We start from the raw sequence: 15,650 nt of genomic DNA, 5'->3' as shown, positions 1-15,650 counted from the left end.
GCCGCGTGGCTGACCCACCTGGCCGGAGACCGCGTCGAGGTCCGCTCCGCCGGCTCCAACCCGGGCGCCCACGTCAACCCGGCCGCCGTCGAGGCCATGGCGGAGGTCGGTATCGACATCTCCGCCGAGGTGCCGAAGATGCTCACCGTGGACGCCGTCAAGGAGTCCGACGTCTGCATCACCATGGGCTGCGGCGACACCTGCCCCGTCTTCCCCGGCAAGCGGTACCTGGACTGGCAGCTGGAGGACCCGGCGGGCCAGGGCGTCGAGGCCGTGCGTCCGATCCGTGACGAGATCAAGGTACTGATCGAGGGACTGATCAAGGAGATCGCGCCGGAGCCCCAGGCATGAGCACAGCGACAGACATCCGCAATGTCATCGTCATCGGCTCGGGTCCGGCCGGCTACACGGCCGCCCTCTACACCGCCCGCGCCTCGCTGAAGCCGCTGGTCTTCGAGGGCGCGGTCACGGCCGGGGGCGCGCTGGTGCAGACGACCGAGGTGGAGAACTTCCCCGGATTCCGCGACGGCATCATGGGTCCGGACCTCATGGACAACATGCGCGCCCAGGCCGAACGCTTCGGCGCCGAACTCGTCCCCGACGACATCGTCGCCGTCGACCTCACCGGCGAGGTGAAGACGGTGACTGACGCCGCGGGTACGGTCCACCGGGCGAAGGCCGTCATCGTGGCGACCGGCTCGCAGCACCGCAAGCTCAATCTCCCGGGCGAGGACGCGCTGTCCGGCCGCGGCGTGTCGTACTGCGCGACCTGCGACGGGTTCTTTTTCCGCGAGCACGACATCGTCGTGGTCGGCGGCGGCGACACCGCGATGGAGGAAGCCACTTTCCTCTCCCGCTTCGCCCGCTCCGTGACGGTCGTCCACCGCCGCGACGCCCTTCGGGCCTCCAAGTCGATGCAGGACCGCGCCTTCGCCGACCCGAAGATCTCCTTCGCCTGGAACCGCGAGGTCGGCGAGATCCACGAGGAGGCCGGCAAGCTCGCCGGGCTCACCCTGCGCGACACCGTCACCGGCGAGACCTCCGAACTCGCCGCCACCGGCCTGTTCGTCGCCATCGGCCACGATCCGCGCACCGAACTGGTCACCGGCCAGCTGGACCTGGACGACGAGGGCTACCTCAAGGTCGCCGCCCCCACCACGCGCACGAACATCCCCGGCGTCTTCGGCGCCGGTGACGTGGTCGACCACACTTACCGGCAGGCGATCACCGCGGCCGGATCGGGCTGCGCGGCCGCCTTGGACGCCGAGCGGTATCTGGCGGCCCTCGCCGACGCGCCCGCGACCGCCGAGGCCGAAGCCGTCACCGTCTGACGGCTCCGCCCTCATCGACGTAGGAGGACCCTCCCTGGAGGCGATCGCCGCGAGCACGGCGACAAGATCGAAATCGTGAAGCTCAACATCGACGAGAACCCAGAAACCGCCGCGCGGTACGGCGTGATGTCCATCCCGACGATGAACGTCTACAAGGGCGGTGAGGTCGTGCAGAGCATCGTGGGTGCCAAGCCCAAGGCTGCCCTGGAACGCGAGCTCGCCGACCACCTCGCCTGACACACGACGCCAGTGGGGGCGCCCCCAGCGCCCCCACCGAGCACTCTTCTCCCACGGAGGTACTCCGGTGGCCAGGAAGCGCATCGTCGCCATCGGCGGCAGCGACGCCGGCATCAGCGCCGCCCTGCGCGCCCGCGAGCTGGATCCGGACAGCGAGGTCACCGTGGTCGTGGCCGACGCCTACCCGAACTTCTCCATCTGCGGCATCCCGTACTACGTCTCCGGCGAGGTCGGCCACTGGAGCGATCTGGCCCACCGCACCCTGGCTGACCTCAAGGCCACAGGCATGCAGGTGCGCACCGACACCCTTGCCACCGGCATTGACGTGGCAAGCAAGCGGCTGGCGGTGCGTGACGCGGACGGCCGCACGGAGGAATTGCCGTACGACGCACTGATCATCGGTACGGGAGCCGTCAGCGTCCGCCCGCCCATCGAGGGCCTGACCGGGCCCGGCGCACTGGGCCCGCAGGACGGTGTGCACCTGTTGCACAGCATGGGCGACACCTTCGAGGTCATGCAGAGCATCGCGGAGCGCCGCCCCAGGTCGGCTGTCGTGATTGGCGCGGGCTACATCGGCCTGGAGATGGCGGAGGCCCTGACCACACGTGGTCTGCGGGTCACCCAGATCGAGGCTCTGCCCGAAGTGCTGCCCACCGTCGACCCGGAGCTCGGCGCGCTCGTGCACGCGGAACTCACCTCGCACGGTGTCGAGGTCATGACCGGTACCCAGGTCACCGAGATCGCGCGGAGCCACTCCGGCGAGACACCCCATGTCCGAGCCGCCGGACCGGACGGGACGACATTCACGCAGACTGCCGACCTCGTCCTTGTCGTCGTGGGCGTACACCCCGACACCAAGCTCGTCACGACCGCCGGGGCCAAGCTCGGTGCCAAGGGCGCGATCGACGTCGACGAGCACATGCGCACCTCACTGCCCGACGTCTACGCGGCCGGGGACTGCGCCGTCACCCACCACCGCCTCCTCGGCAAGACCTGGCTGCCGCTGGGCACGACCGCCCACAAGCAGGGAAGGATCGCCGGGGAGAACGCGCTGGGTGGCTACCGCTGGTTCGCGGGCAGCCTGGGCACCCAGGTCGTGAAGGTCTTCGATCTCGTCGCCGCCCGCACCGGTCTGCGTGACCACGAGGCACGCGCCGCCGCAAGGGACTGGGCCCCGGCCACGACAGGCAGCCGTCCCGACGACCACAAGGCGTACTACCCGGGTGCCACCCCGATCTCGATCCGCGTCACCGGCGACACCTCCAGCGGTCTCCTCCTCGGCGCGCAGCTCGTCGGACGGCTCGGTGCGGAGATCTCCAAGCGCGTCGACACATACGCCACCGCGCTCTTCCATGGCATGCCGGTGGACGGCCTCAATGAACTCGATCTCTCTTACACGCCGCCGCTGGGCTCCCCGTGGGACGCGGTCCAGGTCGCGGCGCAGGCGTGGATGAGCGAGCACCAGCTCGACGTCCAGCGCCGGATGCTGCGTACTCCCTGACCGGGAAAGAGTCAGGCAGCCGCGGCAGGCTCGCCCTCCGGCACGGGTTCCAGAATCGCCCGTATTCGGCGCAGACCGTCGAGGTTCACGGAGTACCAGACCCAGGTGCCGCGCGGCTCGCGGTCGAGCAGGCCGGCCTCGGTCATGACCTTCAGGTGATGACTGACGGTCGGCTGCCGCAGACCGAGGCACTCGGTCAGGTCGCACACACACGCCTCGCCCGTCGGCGCGCGCTCGATGAGGCGGAACAGCTGCAGCCGGGTCGGGTCGGCGATGGCTTTGAGCATGGCGGCGAGCCGTCCGGCTTCGTCACGGTCGATGAGGTGGCACGCCAGGGATGGGGAGCACGTCTCCGCTTCCTCCGCCACCGCCCCCGACCCTTCGCCATACGTAGAGATAGCCATCTATACAGAATAAGCGTCGCTCACACGTTCCCCTGACACTCCAAGACCGGGGAGAGTTTCCCGGCGCGACCGGAAGAGGTGCCTCCATGGATGAGCAAAGCCGGTTCGGTCCTGCCACTCCCCCGCTGCGAAACAGCGGGGCGATCCTGGAGCGCATCGCCCGGCGCCTCGCGGCACGACACGGCCGGGCCTTCTCCCGGGAGACCATCGCTGCGTACGTCGAGGAGTGTGCGGAACTCCTCGGTGCGCGTGCTCGCACTTCCCACTACCTGCCCGTACTGGTGGAGCGGTTCGCAGACCAGAGGCTGCGGGCCCTGACCAAGGCGTCGGGGCTGTGTCCCGGGCCGGTCCCGCATGTGCTGTTCGTGTGTACGGAGAACTCCGGGCGCTCGCAGCTGGCCGCCGCGCTGATGCGCCATCGGGCGGCCGGTTCCGTCGAGGTGCTGACCGCGGGCTCCGCCCCTTCAGGTGCGATCGCGCCGATCGTGCGGCAACTCCTGGCCGAGCAGGGCCTCGATCCGGGGGAGGAGTTTCCCAAGCCCTTGACGTGCGAGGTGGTGGACGCGGCCGACGTGGTCGTGACGCTGGGGTGCGGGGATGCGTGCCCGGTGCGGCCAGGCCGGCGCTACCTCAGCTGGGATCTGCCGGAGCTGTCGGGCCTGGACATCGAGAGCGCCCGCTCCGTGCGCGATGCGCTGCAGGACCGTATCGGAGTGCTGGTGCAGGAGCTGGTCGACGCACGGCCGTCGGCCTCGGCCACGACGGGCTGAGACGGCGGCAGTCCGCCGACGCTCAAGGGTCCGCTTCTGTGAGGCACCAGGAGATCAGCGTCCGTGCCTCCGCCGCGGTGCGAGCGGTGATGATCTCCATCATGGTGATCCAGTCGGTGTCGAACCTCCGCCACCTCGTCTGGCCGGCCGCCAGAAACCGCACGCAGACCTTCGTCGAGTACCAGTGGTGGTGGCGCCCCTAGATGGTGCCGGCCCAGATCGGCAGATCGATGAAGGACTCCTCCTCCGGCATCTCCGGCACGGAAGGCCCCAACCGCTACGTCGGCGTCTGCGCCGGACGGGTGGACAGGATCTGTGCCGGGACACCGTCCTCGCGTCCGCACTCCAGGCGGTAGCCCATGCCGCGGATGGCGTCGATGGTGCAGCGGCTTCCCGCCTCGTCGCGCAGCTTGTTGCGTACCCTCCGGACGTGCACGGTCAGGGTGTTGCTGTCCAGCGTGTCCGTCCCCCACAGGGCCTGAGTCAGCTCGCTTCGGCTGATGACCTTGTTGGGGCGCTCCATGAGGTAGCGCAGCAGCAGGAACTCACGGACCGGCAGCTGGATGGAGCGTCCCCGTACATAGACGTGGAAACCGGCGATGTCGAGCTCGATGTCGCCGGCCACCAGCGTCTGCGCCGCATCGTCCGTGGGACGGGTGCCCCTGAGCAGCGGGACGATCTCCTCGGTGCGGTAGGGCCGGGCCACGAAGGCCACGGCTCCGGCCTCCAAGGCCGCGGTGGCCTCCGCCGCGCCTTCCGGTCCGGCGCCGACGATGACCGGGACCGGGACCGGGACCGGGACCGGGACCGGGTGGAGTTTGGCGATCAGCTCGGTGACCTGCACGACCCCCACCACCGGAAGCGGGGCGCCGAGCAGGACCGCCTTGGGGCCGCGGGCGCCGACCTGGAGCAGGGCCTCGGCGCCGTCGTGGCAGACCAGGGTCCGCACGCCCGACGCCGTGAAGCGGGCCAGGGCCCGCTTGGCGATGTCGGGGTCGGGTTCGGCCAGCAGCAGGTCGGGGGCGCTGCCGTCGTCGGGGCCGCCGGGACCGCTGTCGGGCGCGGTCTCCGGTGGCCGGTGTGCCTCGGGTGTCACCCGTAGTACTCCTTTACGTGTAGCGCGCAAAGGGGGCGCACATCGGATACGGCATCGGTCAGCCGAGGCGGCCGGTGATGTAGTCCTCGGTGCGCTGGTCGGACGGGTTCTCGAAGATCTTCTCGGTGGTGTCGTACTCGACGAGCCGCCCGTGCCGACGCCCTTGTCGTCGACGTCGGCGGTGAAGAAGGCGGTGTAGTCGGAGATACGGGCGGCCTGCTGCATGTTGTGGGTGACGATGACGATGGTGTAGTCCATCGCCAGGTCCGCCATCAGGTCCTCGATGCGGGCGGTGGCGATGGGGTCGAGCGCCGAGCAGGGCTCGTCCATCAGGATCACCTCGGGCCGGACCGCGATGGCGCGGGCGATGCACAGCCGCTGCTGCTGGCCGCCGGACAGGGCGAGGGCGTTCGACTTGAGTTTGTCCTTGACCTCGTCCCACAGTGCGGCCCCGGTGAGCGCCTCCTCGACGAGGTCGTCCATGGCGCCCTTGAAGCCGTTCACGCGCGGGCCGTAGGCGATGTTGTCGTAGATCGACTTGGGGAACGGGTTCGGCTTCTGGAAGACCATGCCGATGCGGCGGCGCACCTCGATGGGGTCGACCTCGGGGTCGTAGAGGTTCTCTCCGTGGTAGGCGACCTTGCCGGTGACGCGGGCGCCGGGGATCAGGTCGTTCATACGGTTGAAGCAGCGGATCACCGTGGACTTGCCGCAGCCGGACGGGCCGATCATCGCGGTGATCTGCCGGCGCCCGATGGTCATCGTCACGTCGCGGACGGCCTGGTGATCGCCATACCAGACGTCGAGGTCGGAGACGTGGAACACCGGGTCGTCCAGGGAGGGTTCGGGCCGGTTGCGGCGGCGGCCGCCGATCCGCAGGGACAGGGCCTCGTTCTCCTCGGCCGGGGTGGCGGGAACGGCGTCTTCGGTCATGGGGATCACCAGCGCTTACTGAAGCGGTTGCGCAGCCAGATCGCGGCCGCGTTCATGAGCAGGAGGATGGCCAGGAGGATGACGATCCCGGCGGCGGCGAGGTGGTGGAACTCCTCGCGGGACTGGCTGATCCAGTTGAAGATCTGGATCGGGAGCACGGTGTACGCGCTCTCCAGGCCCTCAGGGTTGAACGCCACATAGGTCACCGCGCCGAGCAGCAGCAGCGGCGCTGCCTCGCCGATCGCCCGGGACAGGGCGAGGATCGAGCCGGTCGCGATGCCGGGGACAGCGGCCGGGAGAACCTGGCGCCAGATCGTCTGCCACTGCGTCGCCCCCAGGGCGAGCGACGCCTGTCGGATCGACTGCGGTACGGCTCTGATCGCCTCGCGCGAGGCGATGATGACGACCGGCAGGACGAGCAGGGACAGAGTCAGCGAGGCCGTCAACACCGTCGTTCCCAGGGCGAGTTGGCGGGCCAGCAGGCCAAGTCCCAGGATGCCGTAGATGATCGAGGGCACGGCCGCCAGGTTCTGGATGTTCAGCTCGATCATCCGGTTGTACCAGCGGCCCGGGTCGGCGTACTCCTCCAGGTAGATCGCCGCCATGATGCCGGTGGGCAAGCAGAACAGGGCGGTGAACGCGATCACCCAGATCGTGCCGAAGATCGCCGACTGGGCGCCGGCGCGCTCGGGGCGGCGCACGGAGGGGAAGTTGTTCCACAGCCGCGAGTCCAGCCGCGGCCACGCCTCGACCAGGATGTACGTGATCAGCACGCCGAGGAAGATGATCCCCACGGCGAGGCAGCACAGGAGCAGGAGGCGGAAGGCGCTCTCGCCGGGCCTGAAGCGGGGTCCGGCCAGCTTGCGCGGCTGGGCAGGGGCAGGCGGTTCGGTGACCCGGATGTCGGTCATTCGCACACCTCCCGGTACTTGCGCACCAGGCGGATGCTGATCATGTTCATCACGAAGGTGATGACGAACAGCAGCGCGCCGACGGCGAAGATGGTCTTGTACTCGAACGACGCCACCGGCACGTCCCCGGAGCCGGCCTGCGCGATGAATCCCGTCATGGTCTGCATCGCCTTCAGGGGGTCCCAGCTGAACACGGCCTGGTTGCCGGAGGCGATCGCGACGATCATCGTCTCGCCGATGGCGCGGGAGATGCCCAGCACACAGGCCGCGACAATGCCCGACAGCGCGGCCGGCACGACGACGCGCACGGACACCACGCGCTTGCCTGAGCCGAGTGCGTACGCCACGTCCCGCAACGCGTCCGGTACGGCGGACATGGCGTCCTCGGACAGCGACGCGATCATCGGGATGATCATGACGCCCATCACCAGCCCGGCCGCCAACGCGTTCTGGAAGTCCGGCTGCATCCCGCTCGGCAGCCACTCCCGCAGGCGCGGGGTGACGAAGCTGAGCGCGAAGAAGCCGTAGACCACCGTCGGCACCCCGGCCAGCACCTCCAGGATGGGCTTGAGCGCCTTGCGGATACGTCGGTTGGCGTACTCACTCAGGTAGATCGCGGAACCGAGACCCACCGGGACCGCCACGGCCAGCGCGATCACGGTGATCAGCATCGTGGCGCTCAGCAAAGGCAGCACACCGTACTCCGGCGAGCTGAACAGCGCCGTCCACTCCGTGCCGCCGAGGAACTCAGCCAGGCTCACCCGTTCGAAGAAGTCGACCGTGGGCGGGATCAGCGAGACCACGATGCCGACGAGGTCACTTCGCCGATTCCTTGAGCTTGTCGAGGGTGCCTTGAGCGTCGTCTCCTGCTCGGAGTTGAGCGGAATGAACTGGGCGTCTTCGGCGATGGCCTTGTGGTTCTCAACGTAGTACTCGACGAACGCGAGCACCTCTTCCCGCTGCAGCGCCTTGGCCGACGGGTAGATGAACAGCGGGCGCGCGAGCGGGGTGTACGTGCCGTTCTGCGCCGCCTCCACGCTCGGCGCGACACAGCCCTCACCGCCGTCGATCTTCAGGGCCTTGAGCTTGTCGGTGTTCTCCTCGAAGTACGAGAAGCCGAAGTAGCCCAGCCCGCCCTTGGACCCGGCGACACCCTGGACGATCACGTTGTCGTCCTCGCTCGGGCTGTAGTCCGTGCGGGAGGCACCCTCCTCACCATTGATCTCGTCGGTGAAGTAGTCGAAGGTGCCCGAGTCGGTGCCCGGACCGAACAGCTTCAGCGGCTCATCCGGGAACTTCGCATCGACCTGGTTCCAGGGCAGTCGACGAAGTCGTTCTCCTTGGGCACCACGACGGTCAGCGCGTCGTTGGCGACCGCGAACTCCTCGTAGGTGACGCCCTTCGACTCACACGCCGCCTTCTCCTCGTCCTTGATCGGACGGGAGGCATCCGAGATGTCGGAGCGGGGCCACCGTGCTGGAGCCATCCGCCTTGACCGAACCCGACAGCTGCTCGCCGTCGCCACTGCCGCCAGAGCCCGCGTCGGAACCGCCGCACGCACTCACAGCCGGCATCACAGCCGCCGTCGGAGCCAAGGGAGCCTTGGCCCGGCGCAACGTAGTGGGAATGTTCACGTGACTCTCGATCCTCGTGTCCGCCGGGGTCTCCCGGCCGTGTGGATGAGGTGCGCCAGCGCGCGCCGTAAGGACACTTGGATCGAATCCAGCCTATGTGAACCCCGGATGCACAAACGGAATGTGAACCTCTACTGTGCGGCGCGTTTGGCCTCGTGTCGGTGCCGTCTGCCGCGTATTTCCCTGAGCGCCAGAAGGACGACCGCCAGGTTCATGGGGAAGGCGATTGCGTTCGCCACCTCCGGGATGTCGAAGGCGCGCAGCAGGCTCGCTCCGGCGGCGATCAGGAAGAGGGCAAGCGGCAGGAACCTGCGCCACGTGGGTAGTTCGCGCATCCGGGCAACAGTGACGGAGCACCACAGGGTGAGGCAGAAGAAAGCGATCCCGAAAGCAGCGACTGCGGGAAGCATGTGTATCTCCACGAGGGGAGCCGAGGCCGGCCCCGGGGACGAGGTGGCCTGCGGCTTTGGAGTTGGGGGCAAGGAGGTGGTGCTCCGCGACCGGCGTCGCGGAGCACCACACTAGGCGCACGTCATCAGGCCGGGCTCAACCCTTTGTGTAGACGATGCGGTAGCTGGACACGTAGCGCCATGATGTTCTCGTCCAGCTCCAGCCTCCGGTCCGCGTCCACTTGATTCCCGTCCACTTGATGCGGTACGTGGTGCGGTCGCGGTAGGAGTACTGCCAGTGCGTTTCGAAGGTCGCGAGGATCTTCTGCCGGCCCCAGCCGTACCAGGCCACGACCTTGCACTTGAAGATGTACTGCTTGCGGTAGCGGTACTGCCGCTTCCACGCGCTGATGGGCACCGGGCCGTAGTCACCGCTCAGGACGTCCATGTACCAGTGCCAGTTGACGTTCTGCCATCCGCTGTAGCTCCAGCGCGTGGTGCGCAGGACCGTGGTGAAGCTGCGGCCGGTCCAGGCGTGCTTGGGCACGCGGCAGGTCGCGCAACCGGTGACGTCCTCGTTGTTGACGGGGTCGGCGCACGCGTAGTCGTAGGCGTTGCAGCTGCCGCCGGGCAGCGGGTCGGCGGACAGGAAGCGGCCCGTCGCCGGGTTGTACAGCCGGACTCCCATCAGGGTGAGTCCGGTGAGCGTCTCCCCGGACCGGTGCATGCCCCCGTGCCAGCCGTAGCGGACCGCAGCAGAGGTGTTCGTGCGGTTGCCGTATTCGTCGGTGGTGAGCACGGTGGGGGCCTGTCCGGCGGCGGTGGGCAGTTGCATCACCACGTCGCCGTGCAGGTTGACCAGTTGCAGGACGGTCGATCCGGTCTTGGCGGTGGTGGCCACCAACTGGCCGTCGAATCCGTTGACGTTGCGGGTGACCGCGCCGGTGGCGGTGTCCTCCACGGTCCAGCGCGGGGTGTCCGCGTCGGAGCTGTAGTGGCTCACCTTGGACTGGGTCTGCGTCCAGGTGCCGGAGGCGTTGGATTCCACGGTCCAGCCGCGGAAGCGCAGCTGAGAGTCGAGGGTCCAGGTCTGCCGCTGGGTGCCTGCGGTCTGCTGGCGCACCAGGTCGTTGGTGTAGTAGGCCAGCGTGGTGCCGGGTGCCGCTGTGGTCCGGCCGAAGGCGTCGTAGCTGTAGCCGGAGTCGACGAGACGGTCGGCGCTGTCGTAGGTGTGGCTGGTGCTCGTCGCGCCCGTGGTGGTGCAGGCCAGGCCGGGCTCGGCGGGCGAAGTGGCCAGGGTCCTGCGGTTGGCGTTCTTGTCGAGGGTGTAGCTGCGGGTGACGCAGACACCATCGACGGTGTCGTCCTCCGCCCGGACCAGCCTGCCCGCCTTGTCGTACCGGTAGGTCTGGCTGGACGTCTGACCCGCGGAGCCGGTGTAGGAGGACCGCTGACCGTGAACGGTGGGAATGAGGGCCTCGGAGAAAAGCACCTCGCCGTCACTGTCGCGGGTGTACGTCCGCTCCATCGCCATTCCGGCCGGGTTGGTGCTCTGGCTCATGGTGTAGCCGCCCGGCAGCTTCTGCGACCGCACCTGTCCGTCGGCGTCGTAGCGGACGCTGAACGTGCCCGCCACCGAGTCCGTGATCGACGTGGGCAGACCGCGAGGGTCGACGCTCGCGTCGTACGCGTAACTCGTGCTGGACGGCACGTTGTCGCTGACCAGGACCGCGTGGCCCTCGGCGTCGTACTGGCTGGTGGTCACACCTCCGTCGGCGTCGGTGTAGGAGATGAGGCGGCCGAGCTTGTCGTACGCCTTCTTGATCGTTCCGCCTCCCGTGGAGGTGATCTCGGCGACCTTGCCGCTGACCGGGTCGTACGTCGTAGTGACCGCGGGGACGGCGGTGCCGGTGCCCCCGGTGATCGTCACCGTCTTGGTACGGCCGGCGTCGTCGTACTCGGTGGTCTTGACCCGGGTAGTGCTGTTGGCGGTCTCCGTGAGCTTGGAGGTCTCGCCCCACCGGTCGTACTCGGCGGTCGTGGTCGCCAGCTGGGTCGGGTTGGAGCCTCCACCGGTGATCGCTGCAGCCGGCCGGGTACGGCACACCTCGTCGGCCCACTCGGGACGGCTGCCGCAGGCGCCGGTGCCGTCGCCGGTGTAGTAGTCCGTGATCAGCGTTCCCGCGTCGGATCCGCTCGAGGCGGGCAGGCTGCGGGAGATCTGCCGCCCGGCGGTGTCGTAGGTGGCCTTCTCGGTGATGGCCAGGCCGCCCGGGTCCTGGATGGTGCTGGTGGGCTGGCCCACCACCCAGTCGTACACCGTCTGGGTGACCCTGGCATCGGCCATGAGCGTCGGCCAGTTGCGGGGCTGGCCCCCCTCGGTGCGCTTGGTGACCTTGTCCGAGATGCTCGCCGTGCCGTCGGTGGGACGGCCGTCGTCGTACTCGCTCACGGTGCGGTGGCGCACGATCGCCTGGTCGCCCGCGGCCAGCACGGTGGTGGTGCCGTCCTTCAGCTCGGTGTCCAGGACGACCCGGTGCAGCGGCCCGAGAGTCTCCACCTCACGGGAGCCATCGGCGTTGTAGATACCGCGGTTGGACAGCATTTCGGCACGCTCTGCCGCCGGCAGGCCGGCGATACCGAGGTCGGCCAGCTGGGCCTTGTCGGCGTCGGTGATGCCCATCGCCAGCGCGCGGTTGGCTGCGGACAGTTCCCGGACCGCGTTGCCGAACCGGTCGTACTCGGTGGTGGTGATGTTCTTGGCGGCATCCAGGGTGTTGACCTCACGGCCGGAGGCGTTGAGGTAGTGCACCATGGCCCGCCCGTAGTCGCCTGCCGCGAGGGAGGCACCGCTGTGCGAGGCCGGAACCGAGCCGGTCGGGAAGACGGCGGTGGCGTCCGAGGGCGCGTCGAGCTGGCCCCAGGCCGCCACGTCGCCGGTGCCCATGGCCTCGGGCGCCGTGGTACCGGTGAGCGGTACGCCGTAGACGACCGACGTCTGGGCCGTGCCGCCATCGAGTTCGTCGGCGGAGCCGGCCTTGAGTGTCGGGCGGGACGCCTTGAGTAGCATGCCGTCGCCGGACACGGGGTCGGTGCCAACCTTGCCGTAGGCGAACGTCCAGGCCAGCTGGCCTGGCGGCGTGAACTGGGTGACGCGGCCCGCGGAGTCGTACGCGTACGTGGTCTTCAGTGCCGGAGAGACTCTGGGGTCCCAGGTCTCGCGCAGCCGTCCGGCGTCGTCGTAGGAGTACTTCGCCACGCTGGTCGCGGTGGACGCGGTGTTGCCGGGAGTGGTCGCCCAAGCCCGGATCTCGGACACCTGGTCCTTGACGTTCCCGAAGGTGGTGGCGGTGGCCGTGGTCGAGGTCGCGTAGACGAATTCCAGGACGCGGCATCCCCGGGTCGTCGGATCGGCTTCGCATGTCCCGACGGTCACCGCACTGGTGGCGGCGATCACGCGCTTGGGGCGGGCGAGGACCTGGCCGCCGACGGTGACGGCCTCGGAGATCACCTCGGTCGTCGAGTGGGCCTGGCCGTCGACCAGGGACCGGGACACGGTCCAGGCAGCGGCGGAGGCGTCGACCCGGCTGAACGTGGTGACGTTGCCCTCGGTGTCCGACAGAGTGAAGTCACCGCTGGTGAAGGACCCCTTCAACGTGAGGTCCTCGGAACCCGGTTCCGGAATCCAGCCGGTTTTGGCCGAGTTGGCGGAGAAGGCGAACGTCTCCCCGTCGGCGGTGACGACGTCGAGCGAGGTATCCGAGGTCTTCCGCAGCTCGGAGTAGTCGGACTTGACGGCCTGCGCGGTGGTACCGGCCACCCACTCCTTGCCGAAGATGGCGGCCTGTCCGTCCTGCGCCGCCCCGGCCTGCGGGGTACGGGAGGACGCACTGCGGGTCACCGTCATTTCGAGCACGGACACATCGGTGCCGGAGAGCGTGTAGTCGCCGGTGAGGAGGTTCAGCGAACCGGGCCCGACCTCACTGGCGGCGGCGCCGTCGGCATTCCGGTCCACCACGACGGCCAGCGGCTGCGTGGCACCGGACGCTCCGTCGGGACCGGTGAAGTCGGCCTTGATCTGGATCGAGCCGTCCGGGTCGACGGTGTCCGTGGTGTTCCACACGAGCGCGGCGTTCTTGCCGCCCGACAGTGGTACCGGCCAGGCTGTCAGCGCCGTACCGCCGGAGGTGACGTCACCGGCGGGGATCTGTGACCAGTCGTCGGCTTCCGAACGACGCCAGGAGAAGGACACGGCGTCGTACTTGCCCGCCTCCGCCTCGGCGACCAGCGGCAGGCGCCGCGCGGTGCGCTCACCGTCGGCCGGCTGGAGGAAGCCGCCCGGGCCGGCATGGAAGGTGTACTCGACGGGTTCGGACTTGTTGTCGGCCTTGTCGACTGCCCGCACCTGCAGGGTCTGGGTACCGTCCTTCGGCGGGGTGATCGAGATGGCCTTGTTCGCGGTGGAGCCGCCGGTGGCCACCTTGGTCCAGGTCACCCCGTCCAGCGACCACTCCAGCCAGTTGTGATCCGCGGCGGGAGGCGTGACGGTGAACGTGCCGGTCTGCCCCGCGCCCTTGACCCACTGCCCCGTCGGATAGTCCGTCGACGTGATGCTGGTGGGTGCGGATGGCGCCTTGGTGTCGACGGTGAACGTCTTCCACGCCGACCAACCGAGGTTGTAATGCGTCCCGTCGTACGGCGAGGTGCGGAACTTGTACGTCTTGCCGTCGCTCAGCACGCCGGACGCGACCCTGACTTCGGCGACCTGACCGGAGGGCACCCAGGGTGAGACGAGGTACTCGCCGACCTTGGTGTCGGTCGCCACGTCCCGCACCTCGAAGGTGCCGTTGACCTTGTCACCGTTGGCGTCGACGAAGGTATCGCGCAGTGTCGGGGTCGTGGTGTCGACGACATAGGCGCCGTCGTACGAGAAGTACGGCGGTCCGGCCTCCTGCTTGGTGCCCGTGCGCGGCCGATAGTTGTAGTTCACTACGAGCTTCGGCGGATTGGAGGCCGCGTTGGCGGAGTTGACCCGCTTCCACTGGGCGACCACGGTCTCGCTGGAGGCGCGCAGGCCCATGTGACCGCGGGTGGCCTTGGCCGAGGCCCACTCCTGCACAAGCGTGCTCACGTCGGCGTTGATCCAGCCGTCCGGCTGGGTGGAGCACCCGGGGTTACCGGTCGTCTCGGTGGAGGTGGCCTTCTTCGCCGTCCACGTCGGCTGCGCGGTCCAGCGCGAGGACGTGGATGCCGCTCCGGTCGACCACACCTCCCACGGGTAGGCGAGGCAGTCGGTGTTGGCCGAGTGGAAGTTCCACAGGCTCAGCTTGGCGTCCAGGACCAGCGCGTCCTGGATCGGCGTGGTGTTCCAGGAGATGAAGGACCGGGCGGTACGCGGGGTGCCGTCAGCGTTCTTGGTGCCCGGGTTGCCCAGGTCCAGTTCGGTGTCGGCTGACCAGTCGACGGTCTCGCCCTGCTGGACGTAGGTGTCGAAGACGTTGGACAGCGAGGACGTGGACGGGTCGACGGTGACCGGATACTGGGTGTCCGGGTCGGCGAGGAACTTCGCGTCCGGGGTGATCACCAGGTCGAAGGACGAGCCCTTCTTCACGACCTTCAGGCCGACGCGGGCTCGGTTGGTGTGCTCACCGGACCGTTTGTCGACGGTGGCGTCCCACATCACCGGGGCCGGCATGACGGCCCGCTTCTTGTTCCTCTTGTCGGTGAACAGCACACTGCCGTCGGACAGTTGCTTTGCCTTCAGCCCCTTGGCCTTGAGCGGCAGCGTGTAGGAGTAGCCGCCCTCATCAGGCCGCTGCTTGATCTCGACGAACTGCTCGAAGCCGGTCCGCGTGGCCTCCACGACCACATCCGCGCCCGGCACGGCGTTGACGTACTCGGCGCGCGTCCCCTCCAGCTTCGGTTTCGGCAGTCCGCCCTTCCACTGCAGGGTGATCTTCTGTTCGCCCTCGCCGAGTGTGACCAGGTCGGTCGCCTTGGCCTTACGCGCGGCCTTCAGCGACGTGGCGGGGGTTCCGCTCCGGCCGGCCAGGCGCAGCCCGTCGGGGTGTGCTTTCGGTTCGACGCCGCCGGTGACCTCCTTGAGCTCCACGTCGACGTCGGTCCACTGACCGTCCCGCTGGAACCGGATCGGCCCTGGCGCCATCTCAGTGGTCAGGCTGCCGTCCTTGTTGGCCCAGGTGGTCGACGTCTCGGTGCGCTCGCTGAGGGCCTCCACGCGGTGCCCGTAGAGCCGGGCGGCGACGCGGGCCGACGGGATGTCGTCGGCCTGCTTGACGGCGGGCTTCTTCGGCTTTGCGGCCTTCGCCTCCTGGCGCGGGCCGGACAGGCTGAGGGCCACGGCGTCGCCTGTGTTGGCGACCAGAAGGGCTGATTCGGCGGCCATCAGCATGGCGGCGGCCGCGGCGATCCGGGGCAAAGCCC

The 15,650-nt window shown here is 68.8% G+C and carries 12 protein-coding genes and 2 pseudogenes; 6 read left to right on the top strand and 8 right to left on the bottom strand.

What is annotated here, in order from left to right; genetic code table 11:
- The 4 genes and pseudogenes from ADL12_RS09415 to ADL12_RS09400 form a co-directional block, all read left to right on the top strand.
- A partial coding sequence (locus tag ADL12_RS09415) for an arsenate reductase/protein-tyrosine-phosphatase family protein (protein ID WP_062700479.1) occupies positions 1-351 on the top strand: 351 nt, incomplete at its 5' end.
- On the top strand, positions 348-1,331 hold the full coding sequence (gene trxB, locus ADL12_RS09410; RefSeq protein WP_062700477.1) for a thioredoxin-disulfide reductase: 984 nt from the start codon (positions 348-350) through the stop codon (positions 1,329-1,331). The genes ADL12_RS09415 and trxB, both read left to right, overlap by 4 nt.
- Positions 1,332-1,359: 28 nt before the next feature.
- Positions 1,360-1,568, top strand: a pseudogene (locus tag ADL12_RS09405) (thioredoxin family protein); the annotation flags it as partial.
- Positions 1,569-1,635: 67 nt separating this feature from the next.
- Positions 1,636-3,069, top strand: a complete 1,434-nt coding sequence (locus ADL12_RS09400) for an FAD-dependent oxidoreductase (RefSeq protein ID WP_062700476.1) — start codon at positions 1,636-1,638, stop codon at positions 3,067-3,069.
- A gap of 11 nt (positions 3,070-3,080) precedes the next feature.
- Here ADL12_RS09400 and ADL12_RS09395 read toward each other — a convergent pair whose 3' ends face one another.
- Positions 3,081-3,473 carry an ArsR/SmtB family transcription factor gene (locus ADL12_RS09395; RefSeq protein WP_062700474.1) on the bottom strand — a complete coding sequence of 131 codons (393 nt, stop codon included), beginning with the start codon at positions 3,471-3,473 and terminating at the stop codon, positions 3,081-3,083.
- Between the two features lie 86 nt (positions 3,474-3,559).
- Here ADL12_RS09395 and ADL12_RS09390 point away from each other — a divergent pair, with 86 nt between their 5' ends.
- Complete coding sequence (locus ADL12_RS09390; RefSeq protein WP_062700472.1) at positions 3,560-4,243, top strand: arsenate-mycothiol transferase ArsC; 684 nt, start codon at positions 3,560-3,562, stop codon at positions 4,241-4,243.
- A 38-nt stretch (positions 4,244-4,281) separates the two neighbouring features.
- Positions 4,282-4,446 (top strand): hypothetical protein, encoded by a 165-nt coding sequence (locus ADL12_RS53845; RefSeq protein WP_159053121.1) that lies wholly within the window; start codon positions 4,282-4,284, stop codon positions 4,444-4,446.
- A gap of 74 nt (positions 4,447-4,520) precedes the next feature.
- Here ADL12_RS53845 and ADL12_RS56275 read toward each other — a convergent pair whose 3' ends face one another.
- From ADL12_RS56275 to ADL12_RS09355, 7 genes and pseudogenes are all read right to left on the bottom strand, one after another.
- The gene (locus tag ADL12_RS56275) at positions 4,521-4,868 is read right to left on the bottom strand and encodes a winged helix-turn-helix domain-containing protein (RefSeq protein WP_279617132.1); all 348 of its coding nucleotides are present in this window, start codon (positions 4,866-4,868) and stop codon (positions 4,521-4,523) included.
- A gap of 529 nt (positions 4,869-5,397) precedes the next feature.
- Positions 5,398-6,272 (bottom strand): annotated as a pseudogene (pstB, locus tag ADL12_RS09380) (phosphate ABC transporter ATP-binding protein PstB).
- A gap of 5 nt (positions 6,273-6,277) precedes the next feature.
- Positions 6,278-7,183 carry a phosphate ABC transporter permease PstA gene (gene pstA, locus ADL12_RS09375; protein WP_062700468.1) on the bottom strand — a complete coding sequence of 302 codons (906 nt, stop codon included), beginning with the start codon at positions 7,181-7,183 and terminating at the stop codon, positions 6,278-6,280.
- Entirely contained in the window at positions 7,180-8,457 is a 1,278-nt protein-coding gene (gene pstC, locus ADL12_RS50005) for a phosphate ABC transporter permease subunit PstC (RefSeq protein WP_244187844.1), read from the bottom strand. Before pstC ends, pstA begins: the two co-directional genes overlap by 4 nt.
- A 2-nt stretch (positions 8,458-8,459) precedes the next feature.
- Positions 8,460-8,669: a hypothetical protein gene (locus ADL12_RS56270; RefSeq protein ID WP_063806635.1), complete on the bottom strand. Its 210-nt coding sequence runs from the start codon at positions 8,667-8,669 to the stop codon at positions 8,460-8,462.
- A 279-nt stretch (positions 8,670-8,948) separates the two neighbouring features.
- Positions 8,949-9,227, bottom strand: a complete 279-nt coding sequence (locus ADL12_RS09360) for a hypothetical protein (RefSeq protein WP_062700466.1) — start codon at positions 9,225-9,227, stop codon at positions 8,949-8,951.
- Between the two features lie 136 nt (positions 9,228-9,363).
- The gene (locus ADL12_RS09355; protein ID WP_062700502.1) at positions 9,364-15,618 is read right to left on the bottom strand and encodes a DNRLRE domain-containing protein; all 6,255 of its coding nucleotides are present in this window, start codon (positions 15,616-15,618) and stop codon (positions 9,364-9,366) included.
- Positions 15,619-15,650 lie beyond the last annotated feature (32 nt).

It is taken from the genome of Streptomyces regalis (assembly GCF_001509475.1).
Lineage (GTDB): Bacteria > Actinomycetota > Actinomycetes > Streptomycetales > Streptomycetaceae > Streptomyces > Streptomyces regalis.
Note: the sequence above shows the minus strand (reverse complement) of the source record. Positions and strands in the feature narration are given on the sequence as shown.

What these genes read in the sequence shown, in the direction of transcription:
- ADL12_RS09395 (WP_062700474.1), bottom strand. Translation starts at nt 3,473, where the DNA reads ATGGCTATCTCTACGTATGGCGAAGGGTCGGGGGCGGTGGCGGAGGAA.
- ADL12_RS09355 (WP_062700502.1), bottom strand. Translation starts at nt 15,618, where the DNA reads ATGCTGATGGCCGCCGAATCAGCCCTTCTGGTCGCCAACACAGGCGAC.
- pstA (WP_062700468.1), bottom strand. Translation starts at nt 7,183, where the DNA reads ATGACCGACATCCGGGTCACCGAACCGCCTGCCCCTGCCCAGCCGCGC.
- trxB (WP_062700477.1), top strand. Translation starts at nt 348, where the DNA reads ATGAGCACAGCGACAGACATCCGCAATGTCATCGTCATCGGCTCGGGT.
- ADL12_RS09390 (WP_062700472.1), top strand. Translation starts at nt 3,560, where the DNA reads ATGGATGAGCAAAGCCGGTTCGGTCCTGCCACTCCCCCGCTGCGAAAC.
- ADL12_RS56270 (WP_063806635.1), bottom strand. Translation starts at nt 8,669, where the DNA reads ATGGCTCCAGCACGGTGGCCCCGCTCCGACATCTCGGATGCCTCCCGT.
- ADL12_RS09360 (WP_062700466.1), bottom strand. Translation starts at nt 9,227, where the DNA reads ATGCTTCCCGCAGTCGCTGCTTTCGGGATCGCTTTCTTCTGCCTCACC.